Raw genomic sequence first — 19,475 nt, 5'->3', positions numbered from 1 at the left:
CGCTAAGCTTTCGAGAACTGGAGAGGCGCCCGAGGGGCGCCTTTTTAGTCCGCGGCGGTCCTTGGCGACATCGCCAAGTGGCTGTTTCGAGAAGAACACGGGAAATTTGGAGTCCGTCATGAGTGCTTTTCACGACCTTACATTGAAAGCTTTGGATGGCCAGGAGTTGCCTCTGGCGCCCTTCAAAGGGCACGTCGTGCTGGTGGTCAACGTCGCCTCCAAGTGTGGATTGACCCCACAGTACGCCGCTCTGGAAAACCTCTACCAGCAATTCAAGGGCAAAGGCTTCAGTGTGCTGGGTTTGCCGTGCAACCAGTTTGCCGGGCAAGAGCCAGGCACTGAAAACGAGATCAAAGAGTTCTGCAGTCTCAACTATGGCGTGACCTTTCCGCTGTCCAGCAAGCTGGAAGTCAACGGTCACGATCGCCATCAGCTGTACCGGTTGTTGGCGGGTGAGGGCGCGGAATTCCCGGGTGACATCACCTGGAACTTCGAGAAATTCCTCTTGGGTAAAGATGGTCGCGTGCTGGCCCGTTTCTCGCCACGTACTGCGCCGGATGATCCGACGATCGTTCAGGCGATCGAAAAAGCCCTGGTCTGAACATCAAAAGATCGCAGCCTGCGGCAGCTCCTACAAGTAGCGTTGATCCGTAGGAGCTGGCGTAGCCTGCGATCTTTTCGCTTCTACCCTTTAATCACCCAAATCAATAGTGCTTCGCAAAACCTTGCACGCTCCATATTATCGCCGTCATAAACCTCGCCTCTCCATGGAGTGCCGCATGCCTGTCAAAGCCTTGTTCAAACCGTTCAACCTCGGCGCCCTGGAGTTGCCGACCCGTGTGGTCATGGCGCCGATGACCCGTTCGTTTTCCCCGGGTGGCGTGCCGAATTCGAACGTCATCGAGTACTACCGCCGCCGCGCCGCCGCGGGTGTGGGTCTGATCATCACCGAGGGCACCACGGTGGGCCACAAGGCCTCCAACGGTTACCCGAACGTTCCGCACTTTTACGGCGAAGCGGCGTTGGCCGGCTGGAAAAAAGTCGTGGATGCGGTGCATGCCGAAGGCGGCAAGATCGTTCCGCAATTGTGGCATGTTGGCAGCGTACGGCGCATCGGCACCGAACCGGACGCCAGCGTGCCGGGCTACGGGCCATCGGAAAAACTCAAGGACGGTCAGGTCGTGGTTCACGGCATGACCAAGCAGGACATTCAAGACGTGATCGCAGCGTTCGCCCAAGCCGCCAAAGATGCGCAGAGCATTGGCATGGATGGCGTCGAGATCCACGGCGCCCATGGCTATCTGGTCGACCAGTTCTTCTGGGAGGGCAGCAACCAGCGCACCGACGAATACGGTGGCAGCCTGGCCAATCGTTCGCGTTTCGCCATCGAGTTGATCCAGGCCGTGCGTGCGGCGGTCGGTCCGAACTACCCGATCATCTTCCGGTTTTCCCAGTGGAAGCAGCAGGACTACACCGCGCGTCTGGTGCAAACCCCGGAGGCGTTGGGCGAATTTCTTCAGCCGCTGTCCGATGCCGGCGTGGATATTTTCCACTGCTCGACGCGGCGTTTCTGGGAGCCGGAGTTCGACGGCTCCGAGTTGAACCTGGCAGGCTGGACCCGCAAACTGACGGGCAAGCCGACCATCACCGTGGGCAGCGTGGGGCTGGACGGTGAGTTCCTGCAGTTTATGGTCAACACTGACAAAATCGCACAGCCGGCCAGCCTCGAGAAACTGCTGGAACGCTTGAACAACGATGAGTTCGACCTGGTGGCCGTGGGTCGCGCCTTGCTGGTCGACCCGGACTGGGCGCTGAAAGTCCGTGAGGGTCGCGAGCAGGACATCCTGCCGTTCAGTCGTGAGGCGTTGATGACGCTGGTTTGATCGAATGGGGCATGGCCAGCAAAGGCCGTGCCCCAGCTTGCGCCTCGCAGGCCCCGCGCAACTGCCCTTCAAACTGCTCGATGATTGCCCCCCAACCCTGCCGGCTGGCGTGCTGACGCGCGTTGAGTCGTACGCAGCGCAAGGTTTCTGTTTCTTCCAGCAGCCAACGGGCGGCATCGCAAAACGCCTCTACGTCCCCCGGCATCGCCAGTACGCCGTTGTAGCCATGGCGAATGTGCTGAGCCGCGGCTGCCTGATCGTAGGCCACCACACCCAACCCGGAGGCCAGGGCTTCGAGCACCACATTGCCGAAGGTTTCAGTCAGGCTTGGAAACAGAAACAAATCCCCGGACGCATAGTGGCAGGCCAGGGCTTCGCCGTGCTGTGAGCCGCAGAAGATCGCCTCGGGCAGCTCCTTTTCCAGCATCGCTCGCTGCGGGCCATCACCGACCACGATCAGCTTCATCCGGCGCTGTGGATAAGTCGACTGCAAGGTCTGGAAACAGCGTTTGAGCAGACCCAGGTTCTTTTCCTGAGCGAGCCGACCGACATGAATCACCGCGACATCGTCGTTTTTCAGCCCCCAGCTTTCACGCAGCGAATCCAGCCGTTTGGCCGGGTGAAACAGTTGGCTGTCGACGCCGCGGGACAGCACCGCCAGACGCTCAAAGTGTCGGCGCTCCAACTCCATTCGCTGACTGGCGCTGGGTACCAGCGTCAGTTTGGAGCGGTTATGGAACCCGCGCAGGTAATGCGTCAGTAACCGGGTCAAGAGCCCGAGACCGTACTGGCTGGAGTACTGCTGGAAGTTGGTGTGAAAACCACTCACCACCGAAATACCCAGCCGCCGTGCCGCCCGCAAGGCCGACAAACCCAGCGGGCCTTCGGTGGCGATGTAGAGCACGTCCGGGCGATGACGCGTCCAGCGTCGCAGTAATTTGTGCATCGACGACTGGCCCCATTGCAGTCCCGGGTAACCCGGCAGCGGCCAGCCGCGGCAGAGCAGCAACTCGTCGTCACTGAGGCGGGTTTGATCGCTGCCCTGGCGCGGTCGCACCAGTTCTACACGGTGCCCGCGCGCGCGCAGGCCATCGCACAAACGGCCAAGGGTATTGGCTACGCCGTTGATTTCCGGAGGGAAGGTTTCGGTGATCAGAGTGATATGCAGAGCTGTCGTCATGACCTCAGTGTCGGCTGAGGCCATGTCGCCATTGTGTCAGTGCGATGATGGATTTGTGACGCAATCAGGCCGGCTTGGCCGCCAGGTTTTCCGCGCCGCGCTCGCGCACCCAAAACAGCGTTGCGCCTGCCACGGCGGCCGGCATCATCAGGATGTTGACCACCGGAATCAGCAGCGCCAGATAAACGATCCCGCCAAAACTCATACTCTGCCAGCGCTTCTCGCGCAGCCAGGCGAGCATCTCATCCCACCCAAGCTTGTGGTTATCCGCCGGGTAGTCGATGTACTGGATTGCCATCATCCACACGCCGAACAATAACCACAGCGGTGCAGCGACCAGGTTGACCACCGGGATGAATGAAAGGATCAGCAGCGCGAGGGCTCTGGGCAGGAAGTAGCCGAGTTTGCGCATCTCCCGGGCGAAGGTGCGCGGGATCATGGCGATCAGCTCGCCCCAGCTGAAGGTCGGGAAGTCGTCAGTGCCACGCACCACCACTTCGACTTTCTCTGCGAGAAAACCGTTGAAGGGCGCAGCGATCACGTTGGCCAGCAGGGTGAAGGTGAAAAACACCATCAGCGCCACCAGAACCACGAACAGCGGCCAGAGCACATAGCTGAGAAAACTCAGCCAGCTCGGCAGTGAAGGCATCAGGGTGTCGACCCACAGGCTGAACTGATGGCCGGCGAAGTAAATTAATCCGACGAACAGCACCAGGTTGATGGCCAGCGGCAACAGCACGAACAAACGCAGGCCAGGGCTCAAGACCAGCTTCAGGCCCTCGCGCAGGTATTGCGGGCCGGACAGAACGGGTGCGGGCATAGTGGGCTCCGAGCAATGAGAAAACGCGCCGACCTTACCGGCTTTGCCACACAGGCGAAAGTGCGGTAATGACATCGACATTAACTGTAACAAAGGCGCCTTTAAATCAGCCTCCTGGGTATAGAGACCGCCTATGAGCTGGATTGTTATTCCGTATTTCCTTAATCTTCGCCTCCTCGATACGCTGCACCCACTATTTTTCAGGGCTGTCCAACTACGGCGCTTCCCCAAGTGCTTGCTCGGTCCTTTTTTATTCCAGCCGGTCATCCGGCGTTCCGCGCCAGATTGAACGGGCCGGTCGATAGGAGTGAGTCATGTCTGATGTACGTCATTCGCGAGTGATTATTCTCGGTTCCGGCCCTGCCGGTTACAGCGCTGCGGTCTATGCTGCCCGCGCTAACCTCAAGCCATTGCTGATCACCGGCATGCAGGCCGGCGGTCAACTGACCACCACCACCGAAGTCGACAACTGGCCGGGTGACGTGCACGGTCTGACCGGCCCGGCATTGATGGAGCGGATGAAAGAGCACGCCGAGCGCTTTGAGACCGAAATCGTTTTCGACCACATCAACGCCGTCGACTTCGCCGCCAAGCCGTACACCCTGACGGGCGACAGCGCCACTTACACCTGCGACGCGCTGATCATTGCGACCGGTGCCAGCGCTCGTTACCTGGGCCTGCCGTCGGAAGAAACCTTCATGGGCAAAGGCGTGTCGGCTTGCGCAACCTGCGATGGTTTCTTCTATCGCAACCGTGAAGTGGCCGTGGTCGGTGGCGGCAACACCGCTGTTGAAGAGGCGCTGTACCTGGCCAACATCGCCAGCAAAGTCACCCTGATTCATCGTCGCGAGACTTTCCGCGCCGAGAAAATCCTGATCGACAAGCTGCACGCACGGGTTGCCGAAGGCAAGATCGTCCTCAAGCTGAATTCGACCCTTGACGAAGTACTGGGCGACAACATGGGCGTGACCGGTGCACGCTTGAAGAACAACGACGGCAGCTTCGACGAGCTGAAAGTCGACGGCGTGTTCATCGCCATCGGCCACACCCCGAATACGTCGCTGTTCGAAGGCCAACTGACCTTGAAAGACGGTTATCTGGTGGTGCAGGGCGGCCGTGAAGGCAACGCGACGGCGACCAGCCTTGAAGGGATCTTCGCTGCCGGTGACGTGGCTGACCACGTTTATCGTCAGGCGATCACCTCGGCCGGCGCCGGTTGCATGGCGGCACTGGACGCAGAGCGTTACCTGGACGACCTGCAGAACGCTTCGTTCTGAAGTCGTTGAAATGAAAAAAACCGGCCTAGGCCGGTTTTTTGTGGCCGACACAAAAAAGATCGCAGCCTGCGGCAGCTCCTACATGGTTTTGTGTACACCTGTAGGCGCTGCCGCAGGCTGCGATCTTTTGATCTTGAATCAGCGACGTGTCAGTGGCTGAGCCGTGAACTTCACCCCGGCCAAACCCTGCGCAATCAACGCACGGATGTTGCCATGATCGCTGCCATCCGGCGTGGCAACCACAGAGCGGTAATGCTCGCCGAACGCCAGCAGCGCCTCTTCATCGCTCAAGCCTTCCAGCAGCGCCAGGCCGAGGGTCTTGCACGAACCTTCGTTCTGTCCCGCGGCGTTTTCCACGCCACCGTTGTTGAAGGCTTGTGGCTGGTAATCATAGCCAGCGGTGATGAACGCCAGGGTATCGGCGAAGGCATGTTCACCGCTCTTGAGGCTGGCGCGCAGGGTGTTCAGATCAGTCATGGGTTTTTCCTTTGGCGAACGCCGCTTGCTGGTCGGCGTTGGCTTCTTGCTGGTAGTGGGCTTTCCACTCGGCGTACGGCATGCCGTAAACCACTTCGCGGGCGTCATCGAGGCTGACCTCGATCTGGCGTTCGTCGGCGGCTGCCTTGTACCACTTGGACAGGCAGTTGCGGCAGAAACCCGAGAGGTTCATCAGGTCGATGTTCTGCACATCCTTGCGACTGTCCAGGTGCGCGACCAGTCGGCGGAAAGCAGCAGCTTCAAGTTCCAGGCGTTGTTGTTCGGTCATGATGGGCTCGGTGCAATCAAACGTGGCGCGGATAATAAAAGCCTGGCGGTTTATGCGCCAGACACGGTCAGCGACTCGCGGCGAGGGTAATCGATACCGACTCGGCGAAACGCAGGGCGTGGGGTTTGTCGACTTCGACTTCGGCGTAAAGCACGCTCTGGTTGGCCATGACCAGATCGAGTAACTCCTGGGTCAGGCGTTCGAGCAGGGCGAACCGATTGCCTTCCACGTGGGCGATGATCGCCTTGGTAATGGTGCGGTAATTGAGCGCATGATCGATGTCGTTGTCGCGCACGGCGTCTTGCGCGGCATAAAGGATGGTCAGGTTGATCAGCACATCCTGCTTGTTGAGGATTTCGTCCTCATTGATTCCGATGAAGGTCCGCAGACACAGGTCCTTGACCCGGATCCGGGCCATTCCTGGTTGAAGTTGTGGCATTGCTACTTGCTCCGTCCAATCAATTGCAGGAACTCCTGACGGGTGTTGCTCGACTCGCGGAAGGCGCCGAGCATCACCGAGGTGTTCATGGTCGAATTCTGTTTCTCGACGCCGCGCATCATCATGCACATATGCTGGGCCTCGATCACTACCGCAACACCGGCGGCCTGGGTCACGCGTTGCACCGCCTCGGCGATTTCCCGGGTGAGGTTTTCCTGGATCTGCAAACGCCGGGCGAACATGTCGACGATTCGCGCGATCTTCGACAGACCCAGCACCTTGCCGGTAGGAATATAAGCCACATGGGCCTTGCCGATGAAGGGCAGCAGGTGATGTTCGCAAAGCGAGTAGAGCTCGATGTCGTCAACGATCACCATTTCATCGTTGTCAGACGCGAACAGCGCGCCATTGACGATCTCGTCGACGCTCTGTTCGTAACCATGACACAGGTACTGCATGGCTTTGGCTGCACGCGCCGGGGTGTCCAGCAAGCCTTCACGGTCGGGGTCTTCACCGACGCCGATAAGGATCTCGCGGTAGCTCTGGGACAGGGAGTTCTGGGGCAGCGATAGGGTCATGGAACATCCTCGCGGGGGGCGGCCTACTTGACGTGCCGTCCGCCGTTGACGGTCAGCGTCGTACCGGTGACATAAGGGTTGTCCAGCAAATAGCGCAGGCTCTGGTAGATAACCTCACTGCCAGGTTCGATACCCAGCGCGGATTTGGCCAGGACCTTGGCGCGGTACGCCGCGTCGTCGTCGGGGTTAAACAGTAGCAGGGCCGGCGCGATGCCGTTGACCTTGATTTTCGGTGCGTATTTCGCGGCGAAGGACAAGGTCAGGCTGTCGAGCCCGGCTTTGCTGGCGCAGTAGGCAATGTGCTTGCTGCTGCCCTTGCGCGTGACATCGTCGCTGATATGCACGATGTCGGCGGGGTTGGAGCGCTCCAGCAAGTCGGCACAATGCAGGTTGATCAGATAGGGCGCCAGCATGTGCACGCTGAACATCTGGGTGAAGGCGGCCACTTCGGTGTCAGGGGTTTCGGCCAGCCATGCGGAAGCGTTATGCACAATCGCCCGCAAGCTCTGGGTATGGGCTTTCAATTGCGTGATGAACGCCAGGATCCCGGCTTCGCTGGAAAAATCGGCAAACAGTGCAATCGCGCCAAGGTCGCGCAGTGTTTGCACGCCAGGGCGTTCGCTGCGGTAGCTGATGATCACGTGATGACCTTCTTCCAGCAACCGTTGCGCGCAGTGCAGACCGACGCGCTGGCTGGCGCCGGTGATGAGGATCGGAGCAGAAGAAGAGGTCATGGATGGCTCGCATCGCGGGTATGGCAAAACTATACCAGCGACAGCCTGCGCAATGCCCTGAAAAGATCGCAGCCTCCGGCAGCTCCTACAACAGCCAGGCTAAACCTCACATCATGGGAGCTGCCGTAGGCTGCGATCTTTTAACGATTCTGGGTGGACGGTGTCGAGGGCAATGGCCGTGCCGAAGCGCTGTTCAACCAGCCGGCCAGCAGGTGGGTCGACAGTGGAATGAAGAAGTAGACCATCAAAGGCGTCAGGGCGAGGGTGCTGACAAATACCCGGATCAGCAGGCCCATGTCGCCCAGCAGCGGGCCGAATACAAAGTTGAACAACAGCGAGACCGGGAAAAATGCCAGCCAGATCGCCACGGCCTGTTTCCAGCGAGGCGGACGTTGCCCGCCTGCACCGAACCAACCGTCGATGCCGCTGACCCGATGCTCGGAAGGGTGGGCAAACAAGTCGCTGCCGCGTCCCAGCCACGCAGTGCGTGAGGCGGAGTGCTCCCAGGCATGCAGGGTCCGTTCATCGGCGAAGCGGAAGATAATCTGGAATTCGTCATCACCGGGCGGCGGAGCGAGCACGCCAGAGCCGAGATAACCGGGAAAGTCGGTAGCCAGTTGTTCGCCTTCGCGCAGCCAGGCGATCAGGTCCTGATAACGCCCGCTGGCAACGCGGCGCGCAACCATCAGGGTGACGGGTGAGGTAGACATTGTGTATCTCCATAGGACAGGCACGCGGTTCCGGGTAGGAGGCGTACAAAACGCAGCACCGGGGTAAAGGGCTGCGTCTAAAAACAAGCAAGGATTATTCCTGATTTCACTCAATGCACCAGAGACGTTGGTCAGATAAAACTTTCTTGTATATAGGAGGCCGATCAGGGATAAGTGGAATCCAATCTGACACGGGCGTCCCAGTAATGGCGGCTAGCACTGCGATTCACCCGCCCCCTCTCTCGATAACGCAAGAGCAACTGTTCCCAATTCGTGAAGTGGCGCGCCTGACGGGCGTCAATCCGGTGACCTTGCGCGCCTGGGAGCGGCGCTACGGGTTGATTCAGCCGACACGCACCGAAAGTGGGCATCGTCTGTATTCCATGACCGATATTGAACGGGTTCAGAGCATTCTTGGCTGGATCGGGCGGGGCGTGGCAGTCAGCAAGGTGGGCAAGATTCTGGCGAAGACCAGCGACGTTTTGGCGTTGTCGAGCATCATCCCGGATGAGCTGGTTCAGGCCGACTATGCCCAGTGGCAAGCGCAGATCACCGCAGCGGTCAGCAATTTTGACGATGTGGAGTTGGGGCGGATCTACGGTCAGGTGTTTTCTACCTATTTACTGACGGTGACGTTCCAGGACATTTTCATGCCGCTGTGGACGCAACTACTTCAGCAGCAAGACAAGTTCGGACACGTCAGCGAATGGGTGATGCTGGATGGTTTCCTTCGTGCCAGGGTTCTTCAGCGTCTGGTTTTGTTGCGAGGCTCGCAGCTGTTGCGGGTCGTCGTTGCAGCCATTGAGGGGCACTGCCGTGAGCTTGAGTTGCTATTGGCTGCCTTGTACATGGGCAGTCCGGATTTAGGCGTCAGGGTGCTGGCACTGGGGCAACCCTTTGATGAGCTGATCCTGGTCTGTGAAAAGATTAAGCCGCATGCGCTGGTGCTGTTCTCCAATTGCGCGCCGGTGCCTGATTTCTCCCACCGTCTGAATCGTCTGGCTATGGGGCTGGATTGCCGCCTGATGCTAGCGGGCGATTCGGCCGATCTGGCACAAGAGAGCCTGGCCGGATCGTCGATTGGCTGTATTGGACGTGAAGGGGTGTTGATGCAGCAGCGTTTGCAGCAGTTCCTCGCGGGAACGCTCAATACCTGACACTCAGATGTGCAACGTGGGGTGTGTCAGGCGATGTTGCTGAAGAATGTACTGACGCAGGCGTTCGGTTTCATCCTTGTCGCTTTGGTTGAGCCGATAGGCGTAATAGCCCTGTTCGGTTTCTCGCTCGAAGGCCCCGCGCAACGCAATGCGTTCGTAGCCTGAAGGGCTGAACCACAGCGCGAAACTTTTCGGCGGTTTGGTACGGTTGCGTACTTCCAGCAAAATTCCTTTGAACGACACTTCGTGCACCCACAGCGTGCCGGGTTGGCCTTTGGCGTTCTCCAGGGCTACGGGCTCTTCAAGCGCCAGACGCCAGGGGCGAACCATCGGCCCGTCCTCGTAGATGCTCGGTACGCCCAGGCGCAAATGCAGCGCATGAAACTCATCCTCGACCAAATGCAGTGGAAAGGTCATTTGCTGATTGTCGAAGTGTGCCTGAATGGTGACCTGTTCATTGGCCGCCAGACGTGTCAATAAATCTCGGATTTGCGAGCCCCCATTCACCAGCAGGCTCGACGTCGCATCACGAACGTTAAGCTGCGGGTTGTGCTGCATGGTCTGGATGAAGTCCAGTTCATCCTGAGTCAGGAGGGCATCGCGATGCATGGTTTACTCGAAAGAAATGATGACAAAGTCATTGGTGATTGTAGTTAATGACCATTAATTCGACAGCTTGTTTTAACCGTTTGTCGCTTTGAGTGCCTGAAGTTCTGCTTCAACTTCGGCCAGTTGGGCGTCCAGTTGTTCAATCCGTTGAATCGGCTGGGCATTGATCATCAGAAAGTCCTTTCTGCGCAAAATGGTGCACTGCATTCTATGACATGGCTGTGGACTGTCCACTGGCCATCAGTGCTCATTGCGAGGCAATCGCAGTTTTTTTGCGTCAGCTGTTAATATCCGAGTCTTTTACTTTGCTTCAGGATCAGATTGATGAAAGTCGCCATCCTTTCCGGCTCGGTGTACGGCACGGCTGAAGAAGTCGCCCGGCATGCGGCCAACCTTCTCAAAGCGGCAGGTTTTGAAACCTGGCACAACCCGCGTGCAACGCTGGCCGATGTCCAGGCGTTTGCTCCCGAGGCCTTTCTGGTCGTGACCTCGACCACCGGCATGGGTGAGTTACCGGACAACCTGCAACCGCTGTATTCGACGATTCGCGATCAGCTACCCGCTGCCTGGCGCGGCTTGCCGGGAGCGGTGATCGGTCTGGGGGATGCCAGCTACGGCGACACGTTCTGTGGTGGCGGTGAACAAATGCGCGAGCTGTTCGGTGAGTTGGCCGTCCGTGAAGTACTGCCCATGCTGCGCCTGGACGCCAGTGAAAGCGTGACCCCGGAAACCGACGCCGAACCTTGGCTGGCGGAACTGATCAGCGCGCTGCACGGCTGACCGGACGCTCGCACCTGTTTGCTGCGCCGCTACTGGCCCCGGGTGTTGTGACGTCGCTCACGTTAATTAGCGACCGAAGGCTTGCTGACTCGTCAGGTCAGTAAGCTGGCTGCCAATGCAACTACACGAATCCCGACAGCTGACTAGACTGCGTTCACCCCCACAAAATAATAAAAACCAGAGGTCCTTGCCGTGAGCGTAACCCCCGTTCAATCGACATCCGATGTGAAAGCTCAGGCCAGCGCCGCTGCAGGCGCCAAGGCGATGATTACCGGCGTGACCAAAAGTGCTCAAGGGATGGGCGGCGCGCTGGCCTGGCCGGCGTTGCTGCGTAAACTCGATCAACCCGCTCCGGGTTACAGACTCTAATGCAACTCGCCGAAATCCCGCTATGCGTCTGGCGCAAACGCGGCCAGAGCTTTGTGTTCCGTGGCCAGACCATTCGCTATTGGGTGGCCGGGCAGGGTGAGCCGTTGTTGCTGATCCACGGTTTTCCCACCGCCAGTTGGGATTGGCATTACCTTTGGCAACCCTTGACCCAGCGGTATCGGGTGATCGCTTGCGACATGCTCGGTTTTGGCGACTCGGCCAAGCCGCTGGACCATGAATACTGCCTGTTGGAGCAGGCCGATTTGCAGCAGGCACTGTTGGATTATTTGGGCGTCAGGCAGCCTGTGCACCTCCTGGCGCATGATTACGGTGACAGCGTGGCTCAGGAATTATTGGCCCGGCATATTGAGGCACGTATCGAGATTGGCAGTTGTGTGTTCCTCAATGGTGGCCTGTTTCCCGAAACCCATCGGCCGGTGTTGATGCAAAAACTGTTGCTCAGTCCATTGGGCTGGATGATCGGGCGGGCGTTCAGCCGGGATGGGCTGGTCAAGAGTTTCCGGCAGATCTTTGGCCCCCAGACCCGTCCGAGTGAAAGCGAACTGGACGATTTCTGGAGCCTGATCGACAACAACCGCGGCACGCGGATCATGCACAAACTGATCAACTATGTGCCGCAACGCCGCATGCAGCGTGATCGCTGGGTCAGTGCCATGCAAGCTGGCGCCGTTCCATTACGCGTGATCGACGGCGAAGTCGACCCGGTGTCCGGCGCCCACATGCTCGAACGTTACCGCCAACTGATCCCCAATCCGGACACAGTATCGCTACCCGGAATTGGTCATTACCCGCAAATCGAGGCGCCGCTCCAGGTGCTCAAACACTACCTGGCATTTCGTGACCAACTGGATCCCCCCGCGCTGAAAACCGCCTGTTCCTGACCCCCACGTATTGCCCCTTGTTGTCACCCATCACACTGGAGCTGCCTGGCTGCAGTGGCGCAGATCACTGCATCCGGCAATCAGCGCAGACCGACTGAGTAGCGTTCTCTCATCAGAGTCTTTTGCGCATGAGAATATTTATCATTAGTATTGGCGCACCGTTGACCCTGCGTAGGGCATGGATCACGTTGAGTCGACCTTTGATGATCAATACGCCACCCGAATCCCAGAACATTGACGGCACCGAAAGACCGGACAGTCGCGCGTATTTTTTGCAGGTATTCTTGTCCCAGCGTCCGCAAATGGAAGCGTTGGTCAGTCGGCGCGTGGGTTGTCGGGCGACTGCCGCAGATCTGGTGCAGGACCTGTTTTTGCGCTTCTGGCGCCGACCGCAGGTGCATGTCGAAGAACTCAGCACTTACCTGCTGCGCTGCGCCGGCAATATTGCTATCGATCATCTGCGCAGCGAAGGTGCACGAGTAAGGCTCAGTGAAGGCTGGTTGCCGGAACAACAGCACAACCTCAGCGCCGAGCCACAAGCGGCGCTGGAAGCTGGCAACGACCTGCGTCATGTCGAGGCGGCGTTGCGCGGTTTGCCCGAACGTACCCGGCAGATTTTTTTGCTCAACCGCATTCACGGACGCAAGTACGCCGAAATCGCCAAGGCCATGGGGCTTTCCCAAAGTGCCGTGGAAAAACATATGATGCGTGCCCTCGAAGCCTGCAAGGCCAGTCTGCGAGAGCCCACATCTCGCACGCCAGGGAAAGCACCGTGAATCACACCGCCAGCGTCACTCCGACACCGGCTCAGGAGCAGGCTGCGATGGCCTGGCTGAGCCTGTTGCATGACCAGCCGAGCAGCGGCGATCAAGCCACGTTCGGCCGTTGGTTGCAGGCCGATCCGGCGCATGCCGAAGCCTATGCCCGGGCGCAGGTGGTCTGGGATTTGAGCGAAGTGCCGGCCCGCACCTTGGCCGAGGAAGAGGCTTTTACCTTGCAGGGTTACCTCAATACGATGAACCGCTCCAGGCGTTCCAGCGTGCGTCGCTGGTCTGGCGGTTTGGCCATGGCCGCCTGCTTGCTGCTGATGGTTTCGATAGGCGCCGGTTGGCAGCCGTCGCGCTGGCTCGATGATTCAGGGGCGGATTATGTCTCGGCGCCGGGTGAAGTGCGCAGCGTGATCCTGGACGACCAATCCCGAGTCACCCTCGATGCCGACAGCGCCATTGCCGTGGATTTCAGCCACGGTGAACGGCATGTTCGGGTGCGCCGCGGAGCGGCCTTTTTCAGCGTGACCCATACCGGTGAGCCCTTTGTGGTCGACGCTGAAAAGGGCGAAGCGCGGGTGCTCGGGACGCAGTTCGAAGTGCGATTGCAACCAGCAGGCGCACAGGTGACGGTGCTCTCGGGACGCGTTGGAGTGACGCCGACCAAGGGCGCCGAGCAGCAGGTGCTAACGGCTGGCCAGCAAGTGGCTTATGGCGCCGGCACCATGGCAAAACTCCACGCCGTCGACAGTGAAGCGCAACTGGCGTGGCGTCAGGGCTGGCTCAATTATTACAAGTCACCCTTGGCCGACGTGGTGAAGGACCTCGACCGGTATTACCCGGGACGGATCATCGTGCTCAACGACGACCTGGCCGCACGACGGATCAGTGGCAGCTTTCCAAGCAAAGACCCGCAAGCGGTGCTTGACTCCCTGCAAGGCGTACTGGGGTTCGAGCAGCTCAGCCTGTTGGGACGAATGATCATTTTGCGCTGAACAGGCACTGACCGAGTCCGGTGTTTCGGTCCCACTCCTACGGATTTCGACTAGCGAACAAGGATGAGTTCATGACACGCCATTCCCTGCCAAGACTACTCAGTGCCGTCGCCCTGGCCATCGTCGCGTTGAGCGGTTGCACTCATGTTCAGCCGCCAGCACCCCCGGTTGCCGTGAACATCGTGGCGATCAACGACCTGCACGGTTACTTGCAGGCCAACCCGTATTCGTTTCATGACAGCACGGCCGCTGGCGGTGTGCACGTGCTCAAGGCCGGGGGTATTGCGACCCTCGGCGGGATGCTGACGCAACTGCGCAAGGATGATCCGCAGTTGTTGTTCATCGGTGCTGGCGACCTGGTGGGCGGCAGTCCGCCGCTGTCGGCGATGTGGGCCGATGAACCGACGTTCGAAGCGCTGCGGTACATGGGCATGAAACTCAGCGCCATCGGTAATCATGAACTGGACAACGGCAAGGCGGAGTTCCTGCGCCAGCTCAATGGTGGCTGCGAATCCATTCGCCCGACCAAGGCTTGTCAGTTTCGCGCCAGCTATCCCGGCAGTGGCTTTCCGTATCTGGCGGCGAACCTGATCGACACTGATACCGGTAAAACCCTGTTGCCGCCGTACCGTATCGAAGAGGTCAAAGGCCAGAAAATCGCCTTTGTCGGCGCGGTACTGCGTGATGTTGCATCCGTGGTCAGCGCCAAGGGCATGCAGGGTTTGCGTACCGAGGACGAAGCGGAGTCGATCAACCGGCTGATTCCCGAGCTCAATCGTCAGGGCGTCAATGCAATTGTCGCGGTGGTGCACCAGGGCGGTTCAACCCCCGAACCCTACGATAAGCAGGACTGCAGTCAACTGCGCGGCGATATCGTTGACGTGGCCAAGCGACTCGATCCTGCGGTCGATGTGTTGATCTCCGGGCATTCCCATCAAGGTTATCTGTGCAAGGTCGGTCCTCTGCTGGTGACCCAGGGCAATTCCTATGGGCATCTGATAACCCACCTCACGCTCGATGTGACCCCCGGTCAGCATCGGGTCACGCGCATTCAAGCGGCCAACCTGCTGGCCGATCCGGCGCAGTATCCCGCCGATCCGCAGCTGCTCGCCTTGCAGCGGGAAGTTGAAACACGCAGCAATAACGTGCTGCTCAAACCCGTCGGCGCCATCGCGGCTTCACCGATCACTCGACGTACCGAGGCGGCGGGCGAGACGCCATTGGGCGACTTGATCGCCGATGCGCAACTGGCAACGGGCACTGCACAAGGTGCGCAGATCGCCTTCATGAACAACGGCGGCATTCGTGGCGACCTGGCCCTGGAGCCTGGTCTCAAACGCCTGAACTATGGGCAGCTGGCAACGGTGCAGCCGTTCAACAATACCTTGATTGCCTTCGACCTGAAGGGACGGCAACTCGAACAATTGCTCAATCAGCAATGGAAGACTGAAGACGATTTTGATGTGCTACAGGTTTCCAAGGGCTTCAGTTATCGCTGGGACTCCACGCGCCCGCTGGACAGTCGAGTGATCCCCGGCAGTGTTCGCCTTAACGGTAAACCGCTGCAGCCCGAGCGCAATTATCGCCTGGTGATGAACGGCTTTCTGGCTGACGGTGGCGATCGCTTCAGTCTTTTCAAGCAGGGGCTCAACCGTAGTGATCTGGGCGTGACGGACCTGGATAGCCTGATCAATTACCTGCGCCGGATGGATCAACAGGGTAAACCTGTTGGATCGGCGCAGAGTGCAGGGCGCATCGTGAAGGTGAAATAGCTGACCCCAGTCACACATCACCGCCCCCGTAGGAGCTGCCGCAGGCTGCGATCTTTTAAATCAAGATCAAAAGATCGCAGCCTGCGGCAGCTCCTACGGGGGGCGTCTTGCAAATAATTTCAAAAAAGGAGTGAGGTAAACCCGAGTGACATCCGTGTAGTGGTGAAAGTGCGATTCATTCGCATCCGCAGCGTTTCTACACACAGGTCACGAGCAATGAAGTCCAAGGCAAAATCAGTGGCAGGCGGTTCGGTTAAACAGTGGTTTGGCGCTTCTGCGCTGGCCGTTTCTGCGCTCGCCTTGTTGCCGTTGAGCGTGGCTTGCGCCGCGCAGTCCAGCGAGCAACACAACGCGCTGTTCAGCTTCAGCATCGCCGCCAAACCGTTGCCCCAGGCCTTGAGCGACTTCAGCCGCGTCACCGGCATCAGCGTGGTTTACACCGACGAAGCGCCCTACGGTCTCAGCGCACCGGCCATCAATGGGGAGTTGAGCGCCGAGCAAGCCATGCAACGCTTGTTGAGCAAATCCGGTTTCACCTTCCGCCAGACCGACGGCCACACCCTGGTCCTTGAACCACAACCCACTGAGGGCGCGCTGAATCTTGGCGCGACCACCATCACCTCGACGGTTGAGCAACCGATGAGCTATCAGCCGCCGTCCATCACCTCAGTGGCACGTTCATCGGCCTCGCTCCAGGAAATCCCCCAGACCATCAACGTGATCCCGGCCCAGGTGCTGCGCGACCAGGTGCCGCGCAACCTGGACGATGCGCTGGCCAATGTCAGCGGCATCACCCAGGGCAACACCTTGGGCAGTACTCAGGATTCGGTGATGACTCGCGGTTTCGGTGACAACCGCAACGGCTCGATCATGCGCGACGGCATGCCGATCGTGCAGGGCCGTGGCTTGAACGCTTCGGTGGATCGGGTTGAAGTCTTGAAGGGGCCCGCCTCGTTGCTCTACGGGATCCAGGACCCAGGTGGCGTGGTGAACATGGTCAGCAAGAAGCCCGAGTTGCAGCCATACAACGCCTTGACCGTGCGTGGTTCGAGCTATGGCAATGGCAAGAACGGCAGCGGTGGCAGCCTCGACAGCACCGGTGCACTGGGTGATTCCGGCCTGGCTTATCGAATGGTGCTGGACCATGAAGATGAAGACTACTGGCGCAATTTCGGCACGCATCGCGAGACGGTGATCGCACCGTCCCTGGCCTGGTTCGGCGAGAGCACCAAGCTGCTGTTCGCCTACGAGCACCGCGAGTTTTTTGCACCGTTCGACCGTGGCACCGCCATCGACCCGAAAACCAATCATCCGTTGGACATCCCGCGGGGTCGCCGTCTCGATGAGCCGTTCAACAATATGGAAGGCCGTTCGGACCTGTACCATTTCGAAGCCGACCACGAGCTCAACGACAACTGGAAAGCCCACTTCGGTTACAGCTGGAACCGCGAAACCTACGACGCCAGCCAGGTTCGTGTGACGGCCATCGCCCCCCAAAAGGGCACGCTGACCCGCAGCATGGACGGTACTCAAGGCGCCTTGACCACTGATCGTTTTACTACCGCCAGCCTCGAAGGCAAGGTCGATGTGGCCGGCATGCAACACGATCTGGTGTTCGGTGTGGATGACGAATACCGCAAGATCTACCGCGCCGACCTGATCCGGCAGAAGAGCAAGCTTGCGTCGTTCAACTATCTGGACCCGGTCTACGGTCGTGAGGTGGAGGGCTCCACGGTCAGCGCGGCGGATAGCGATCAGACCGATCTGCTGCGCAGCGATTCGGTGTTTTTGCAGGACTCGATCCACTTGACCGACCAGTGGATTCTGGTGGCCGGCGGACGCTTTCAGGAGTACGACCAGTACGCCGGCAAGGGCCGCCCGTTCAAGGCCAACACCGACAGCAACGGTCAGAAGTGGGTGCCGCGCGCCGGCCTGGTGTATCGCTACACCGATGAGCTGTCGTTCTACGGCAGCTACACCGAGTCCTTCAAACCGAACTCGACCATCGCGCCATTGAGCGGCAGCACGGTCGTGCTCGATGGCAGCGTTGCACCGGAAGAAGCCAAGTCCTGGGAGCTGGGTGCCAAGCTCGATGTTCCGGGCCGCGTGACCGGCAACATCGCACTGTTTGACATCAAGAAACGCAACGTGCTGGTGGCCAACTCCGAGAATCCGTTGGTTACCACTTACAGCGCGGCGGGTGAGGTGCGTTCCCGTGGCCTGGAAATGGACCTGACCGGTCAGTTGAGCGACCGCTGGAGCATGATCGGCAGCTACGCCTACACCGACGCCGAGGTCACCGAAGATCCGGTTTACAAAGGCAAACGACTGCAAAACGTGGCGAAAAACACTGGCTCGCTGTCAGCGGTCTATGACTTCGGCACCCTTGTCGGTGGCGACCAGTTGCGGGTGGGCGCGGGCGCCCGGTATGTCGGCGAGCGGGCCGGTAACGCGGTGAACGACTTCGACCTGCCGAGCTATACCGTGGCCGACGCCTTCGCCACCTACGACACCAAACTCGACGGGCAGAAGGTCAAGTTCCAGCTCAACGTGAAAAACCTCTTCGACCGCACGTATTACACCTCGGCCGTCAGCCGGTTCTTTGTGTCGATGGGCGACTCGCGCCAGGTGTCATTGTCCAGCACCCTGGAGTTCTGATGAAAACGTTGAAGATTGCTATGTTGGCCCTGGCATTCAGCGGCGCGGCGTTTGCCACGCCCGCGCCGGATGCCCGGGTCTATCATCGCGAGCAGCAGGTAACCTTGCCAGGGTCGGGAGACAGCTGGGGCTTTGTCGCCCTCGACCCAACGCGGCCTTATCTGTTTTTGGCCCGCCGCGAAAATGGCTTGAGCGTGTTCGATGTCGACAAACAACGCTTGCTGAAAACCATCGACGGCTCAGCGGGCGCCAACGGCGTGGTATTCGTGCCGACATTGAACCGGGTGTTTGTACTCAACACCGACGGCAGTCTGGGCGTGGTCGAGTTGTCCACACTCAAACTGCTCAAGCGTATCCCGGTGGCCCAGAGCAACCTCAACAGCGCGGTGTATGAGCCGCGCAGCGGTCAGGTGATCATCGTCAGCGGACGGCGTGCCGATCGTTCGACCTTGTTCGTGTTCGATCCGAAGCAAGAGCGCATCACCGCTGCACATGAACTGGACGTGAAGAAAATCGACCCGTTGCTGGTCAAGGGCGACGGCAGTTTCTTCCTGCCGATGCGTGATGAGGGCAAAGTCGCACGTTTCTCGGCGAGCAGTTTTGAAGTCCTCGACACCTGGCAGTTCGAAGGCTGCACGCGGCCCAGCGCCCTGGCTCAGGACGCCGAACGCGGGCGTTTGTTCATCGCTTGCCGAGGCGACAAACCGCAACTGGTCGTTGCCGATCTTCAGAGCGGTGCGCTGAAGGCTCGTTTGCCGATCCCCCGTGACGTCAACGCCCTGGCCTATGACGCGGACAATCGGCGGTTGCTGATCCCCAGCGGGGTCGATGCCAACCTGAGCATCGTCCAGCAGCTCGATGCCGATCACTACCAGGCGCAGGCCCGCATCAGCAGCTTGCCGATGGCTTACAACATGGCCTTCGATCCGTTGAGCAAAAAGGTTTACCTGCCGGCGATGGACTTTACCCAGCCCGCGCCGAGCAAGGCGCAACCCAAGCCGGCCCCGCTGTTTCACGCTGACACTTTTTCGGTCACCACGCTGGCCCCGTAGGCGCTGGCGAAGCCTGCGATCTTTTGG

At 59.4% G+C, this 19,475-nt stretch carries 20 protein-coding genes and 1 pseudogene; 12 read left to right on the top strand and 9 right to left on the bottom strand.

Features of this window, described 5'->3' with window-relative positions:
* Positions 1–118: 118 nt before the first annotated feature.
* Both BLL42_RS09240 and BLL42_RS09235 read left to right on the top strand, forming a co-directional pair.
* Positions 119–601 carry a glutathione peroxidase gene (locus tag BLL42_RS09240; RefSeq protein WP_071551786.1) on the top strand — a complete coding sequence of 161 codons (483 nt, stop codon included), beginning with the start codon at positions 119–121 and terminating at the stop codon, positions 599–601.
* 178 nt (positions 602–779) lie between these two features.
* Positions 780–1,883, top strand: coding sequence for an NADH:flavin oxidoreductase (locus BLL42_RS09235; protein WP_071551785.1), 1,104 nt, complete (start codon positions 780–782; stop codon positions 1,881–1,883).
* On the opposite strand, the gene BLL42_RS09230 is transcribed toward BLL42_RS09235, so the two are convergent.
* Entirely contained in the window at positions 1,852–3,087 is a 1,236-nt protein-coding gene (locus BLL42_RS09230) for a glycosyltransferase family 4 protein (RefSeq protein WP_071551784.1), read from the bottom strand. The genes BLL42_RS09235 and BLL42_RS09230 overlap by 32 nt on opposite strands.
* A 40-nt stretch (positions 3,088–3,127) precedes the next feature.
* Complete coding sequence (gene cysZ / locus BLL42_RS09225; RefSeq protein WP_071551783.1) at positions 3,128–3,883, bottom strand: sulfate transporter CysZ; 756 nt, start codon at positions 3,881–3,883, stop codon at positions 3,128–3,130.
* 314 nt (positions 3,884–4,197) lie between these two features.
* Between cysZ and trxB the strand changes: the two genes are divergently transcribed.
* Complete coding sequence (trxB, locus tag BLL42_RS09215; RefSeq protein WP_071551782.1) at positions 4,198–5,160, top strand: thioredoxin-disulfide reductase; 963 nt, start codon at positions 4,198–4,200, stop codon at positions 5,158–5,160.
* 138 nt (positions 5,161–5,298) lie between these two features.
* On the opposite strand, the gene BLL42_RS09210 is transcribed toward trxB, so the two are convergent.
* The 6 genes from BLL42_RS09210 to BLL42_RS09185 all read right to left on the bottom strand — a co-directional run bounded on the left by BLL42_RS09210 (position 5,299) and on the right by BLL42_RS09185 (position 8,387).
* Positions 5,299–5,637, bottom strand: a complete 339-nt coding sequence (locus BLL42_RS09210; RefSeq protein WP_071551781.1) for a HopJ type III effector protein — start codon at positions 5,635–5,637, stop codon at positions 5,299–5,301.
* Positions 5,630–5,926 (bottom strand): DUF1244 domain-containing protein, encoded by a 297-nt coding sequence (locus BLL42_RS09205; RefSeq protein ID WP_071551780.1) that lies wholly within the window; start codon positions 5,924–5,926, stop codon positions 5,630–5,632. The genes BLL42_RS09210 and BLL42_RS09205 overlap by 8 nt, the downstream gene beginning before the upstream one ends.
* A 67-nt stretch (positions 5,927–5,993) precedes the next feature.
* Positions 5,994–6,365 (bottom strand): dihydroneopterin triphosphate 2'-epimerase, encoded by a 372-nt coding sequence (gene folX, locus BLL42_RS09200; protein WP_071551779.1) that lies wholly within the window; start codon positions 6,363–6,365, stop codon positions 5,994–5,996.
* 2 nt (positions 6,366–6,367) lie between these two features.
* Positions 6,368–6,943: a GTP cyclohydrolase I FolE gene (gene folE, locus BLL42_RS09195; protein ID WP_071551778.1), complete on the bottom strand. Its 576-nt coding sequence runs from the start codon at positions 6,941–6,943 to the stop codon at positions 6,368–6,370.
* A gap of 23 nt (positions 6,944–6,966) precedes the next feature.
* Positions 6,967–7,677 carry a dihydromonapterin reductase gene (gene folM, locus BLL42_RS09190; protein WP_071551777.1) on the bottom strand — a complete coding sequence of 237 codons (711 nt, stop codon included), beginning with the start codon at positions 7,675–7,677 and terminating at the stop codon, positions 6,967–6,969.
* Between the two features lie 140 nt (positions 7,678–7,817).
* Positions 7,818–8,387, bottom strand: a complete 570-nt coding sequence (locus BLL42_RS09185; protein WP_071551776.1) for an antibiotic biosynthesis monooxygenase — start codon at positions 8,385–8,387, stop codon at positions 7,818–7,820.
* Between the two features lie 206 nt (positions 8,388–8,593).
* On the opposite strand from BLL42_RS09185, the gene BLL42_RS09180 reads away from it, so the two are divergent.
* Entirely contained in the window at positions 8,594–9,544 is a 951-nt protein-coding gene (locus BLL42_RS09180; protein WP_071551775.1) for a MerR family transcriptional regulator, read from the top strand.
* Between the two features lie 3 nt (positions 9,545–9,547).
* Here the strand turns inward: BLL42_RS09180 and BLL42_RS09175 are convergent, their stop codons facing one another.
* Positions 9,548–10,153, bottom strand: coding sequence for a hypothetical protein (locus tag BLL42_RS09175; protein ID WP_071551774.1), 606 nt, complete (start codon positions 10,151–10,153; stop codon positions 9,548–9,550).
* Between the two features lie 324 nt (positions 10,154–10,477).
* Between BLL42_RS09175 and BLL42_RS09170 the strand changes: the two genes are divergently transcribed.
* The 8 genes and pseudogenes from BLL42_RS09170 (at position 10,478) to BLL42_RS09140 (ending at position 19,448) form a co-directional block, all read left to right on the top strand.
* Complete coding sequence (locus BLL42_RS09170; protein WP_071551773.1) at positions 10,478–10,933, top strand: flavodoxin; 456 nt, start codon at positions 10,478–10,480, stop codon at positions 10,931–10,933.
* Positions 10,934–11,182: 249 nt separating this feature from the next.
* A pseudogene (locus BLL42_RS29590) lies at positions 11,183–11,302 on the top strand (class II aldolase/adducin family protein); the annotation flags it as partial.
* A complete protein-coding gene (locus BLL42_RS09165; protein ID WP_071551772.1) occupies positions 11,302–12,204 on the top strand; it encodes an alpha/beta fold hydrolase in 903 nt (300 codons plus the stop codon). The pseudogene BLL42_RS29590 and the gene BLL42_RS09165, both read left to right, overlap by 1 nt.
* Positions 12,205–12,404: 200 nt before the next feature.
* Positions 12,405–12,980 carry an RNA polymerase sigma factor gene (locus BLL42_RS09160; RefSeq protein ID WP_408004021.1) on the top strand — a complete coding sequence of 192 codons (576 nt, stop codon included), beginning with the start codon at positions 12,405–12,407 and terminating at the stop codon, positions 12,978–12,980.
* Entirely contained in the window at positions 12,977–13,966 is a 990-nt protein-coding gene (locus BLL42_RS09155; protein ID WP_071551770.1) for a FecR family protein, read from the top strand. Before BLL42_RS09160 ends, BLL42_RS09155 begins: the two co-directional genes overlap by 4 nt.
* A gap of 71 nt (positions 13,967–14,037) precedes the next feature.
* Positions 14,038–15,738: a bifunctional metallophosphatase/5'-nucleotidase gene (locus BLL42_RS09150; protein ID WP_071551769.1), complete on the top strand. Its 1,701-nt coding sequence runs from the start codon at positions 14,038–14,040 to the stop codon at positions 15,736–15,738.
* A gap of 216 nt (positions 15,739–15,954) precedes the next feature.
* A complete protein-coding gene (locus BLL42_RS09145; protein WP_071551768.1) occupies positions 15,955–18,396 on the top strand; it encodes a TonB-dependent siderophore receptor in 2,442 nt (813 codons plus the stop codon).
* On the top strand, positions 18,396–19,448 hold the full coding sequence (locus BLL42_RS09140; RefSeq protein WP_071551767.1) for a WD40 repeat domain-containing protein: 1,053 nt from the start codon (positions 18,396–18,398) through the stop codon (positions 19,446–19,448). Before BLL42_RS09145 ends, BLL42_RS09140 begins: the two co-directional genes overlap by 1 nt.
* The last annotated feature ends 27 nt before the right edge of the window (positions 19,449–19,475 follow it).

Origin of the sequence: Pseudomonas frederiksbergensis, assembly GCF_001874645.1 — a bacterium.
Lineage (GTDB): Bacteria > Pseudomonadota > Gammaproteobacteria > Pseudomonadales > Pseudomonadaceae > Aquipseudomonas > Aquipseudomonas frederiksbergensis_B.
This window is presented reverse-complemented; position numbering and strand designations above follow the sequence as displayed.

Bases quoted from the DNA above. Each gene is read 5' to 3' on its own strand.
- folE (WP_071551778.1), bottom strand. From the start codon at position 6,943: ATGACCCTATCGCTGCCCCAGAACTCCCTGTCCCAGAGCTACCGCGAG.
- BLL42_RS09240 (WP_071551786.1), top strand. From the start codon at position 119: ATGAGTGCTTTTCACGACCTTACATTGAAAGCTTTGGATGGCCAGGAG.
- BLL42_RS09170 (WP_071551773.1), top strand. From the start codon at position 10,478: ATGAAAGTCGCCATCCTTTCCGGCTCGGTGTACGGCACGGCTGAAGAA.
- folX (WP_071551779.1), bottom strand. From the start codon at position 6,365: ATGCCACAACTTCAACCAGGAATGGCCCGGATCCGGGTCAAGGACCTG.
- cysZ (WP_071551783.1), bottom strand. From the start codon at position 3,883: ATGCCCGCACCCGTTCTGTCCGGCCCGCAATACCTGCGCGAGGGCCTG.
- BLL42_RS09145 (WP_071551768.1), top strand. From the start codon at position 15,955: ATGAAGTCCAAGGCAAAATCAGTGGCAGGCGGTTCGGTTAAACAGTGG.
- BLL42_RS09210 (WP_071551781.1), bottom strand. From the start codon at position 5,637: ATGACTGATCTGAACACCCTGCGCGCCAGCCTCAAGAGCGGTGAACAT.
- BLL42_RS09235 (WP_071551785.1), top strand. From the start codon at position 780: ATGCCTGTCAAAGCCTTGTTCAAACCGTTCAACCTCGGCGCCCTGGAG.
- BLL42_RS09175 (WP_071551774.1), bottom strand. From the start codon at position 10,153: ATGCATCGCGATGCCCTCCTGACTCAGGATGAACTGGACTTCATCCAG.
- BLL42_RS09150 (WP_071551769.1), top strand. From the start codon at position 14,038: ATGACACGCCATTCCCTGCCAAGACTACTCAGTGCCGTCGCCCTGGCC.
- trxB (WP_071551782.1), top strand. From the start codon at position 4,198: ATGTCTGATGTACGTCATTCGCGAGTGATTATTCTCGGTTCCGGCCCT.
- BLL42_RS09140 (WP_071551767.1), top strand. From the start codon at position 18,396: ATGAAAACGTTGAAGATTGCTATGTTGGCCCTGGCATTCAGCGGCGCG.
- BLL42_RS09205 (WP_071551780.1), bottom strand. From the start codon at position 5,926: ATGACCGAACAACAACGCCTGGAACTTGAAGCTGCTGCTTTCCGCCGA.
- BLL42_RS09165 (WP_071551772.1), top strand. From the start codon at position 11,302: ATGCAACTCGCCGAAATCCCGCTATGCGTCTGGCGCAAACGCGGCCAG.
- folM (WP_071551777.1), bottom strand. From the start codon at position 7,677: ATGACCTCTTCTTCTGCTCCGATCCTCATCACCGGCGCCAGCCAGCGC.
- BLL42_RS09180 (WP_071551775.1), top strand. From the start codon at position 8,594: ATGGCGGCTAGCACTGCGATTCACCCGCCCCCTCTCTCGATAACGCAA.
- BLL42_RS09230 (WP_071551784.1), bottom strand. From the start codon at position 3,087: ATGGCCTCAGCCGACACTGAGGTCATGACGACAGCTCTGCATATCACT.
- BLL42_RS09185 (WP_071551776.1), bottom strand. From the start codon at position 8,387: ATGTCTACCTCACCCGTCACCCTGATGGTTGCGCGCCGCGTTGCCAGC.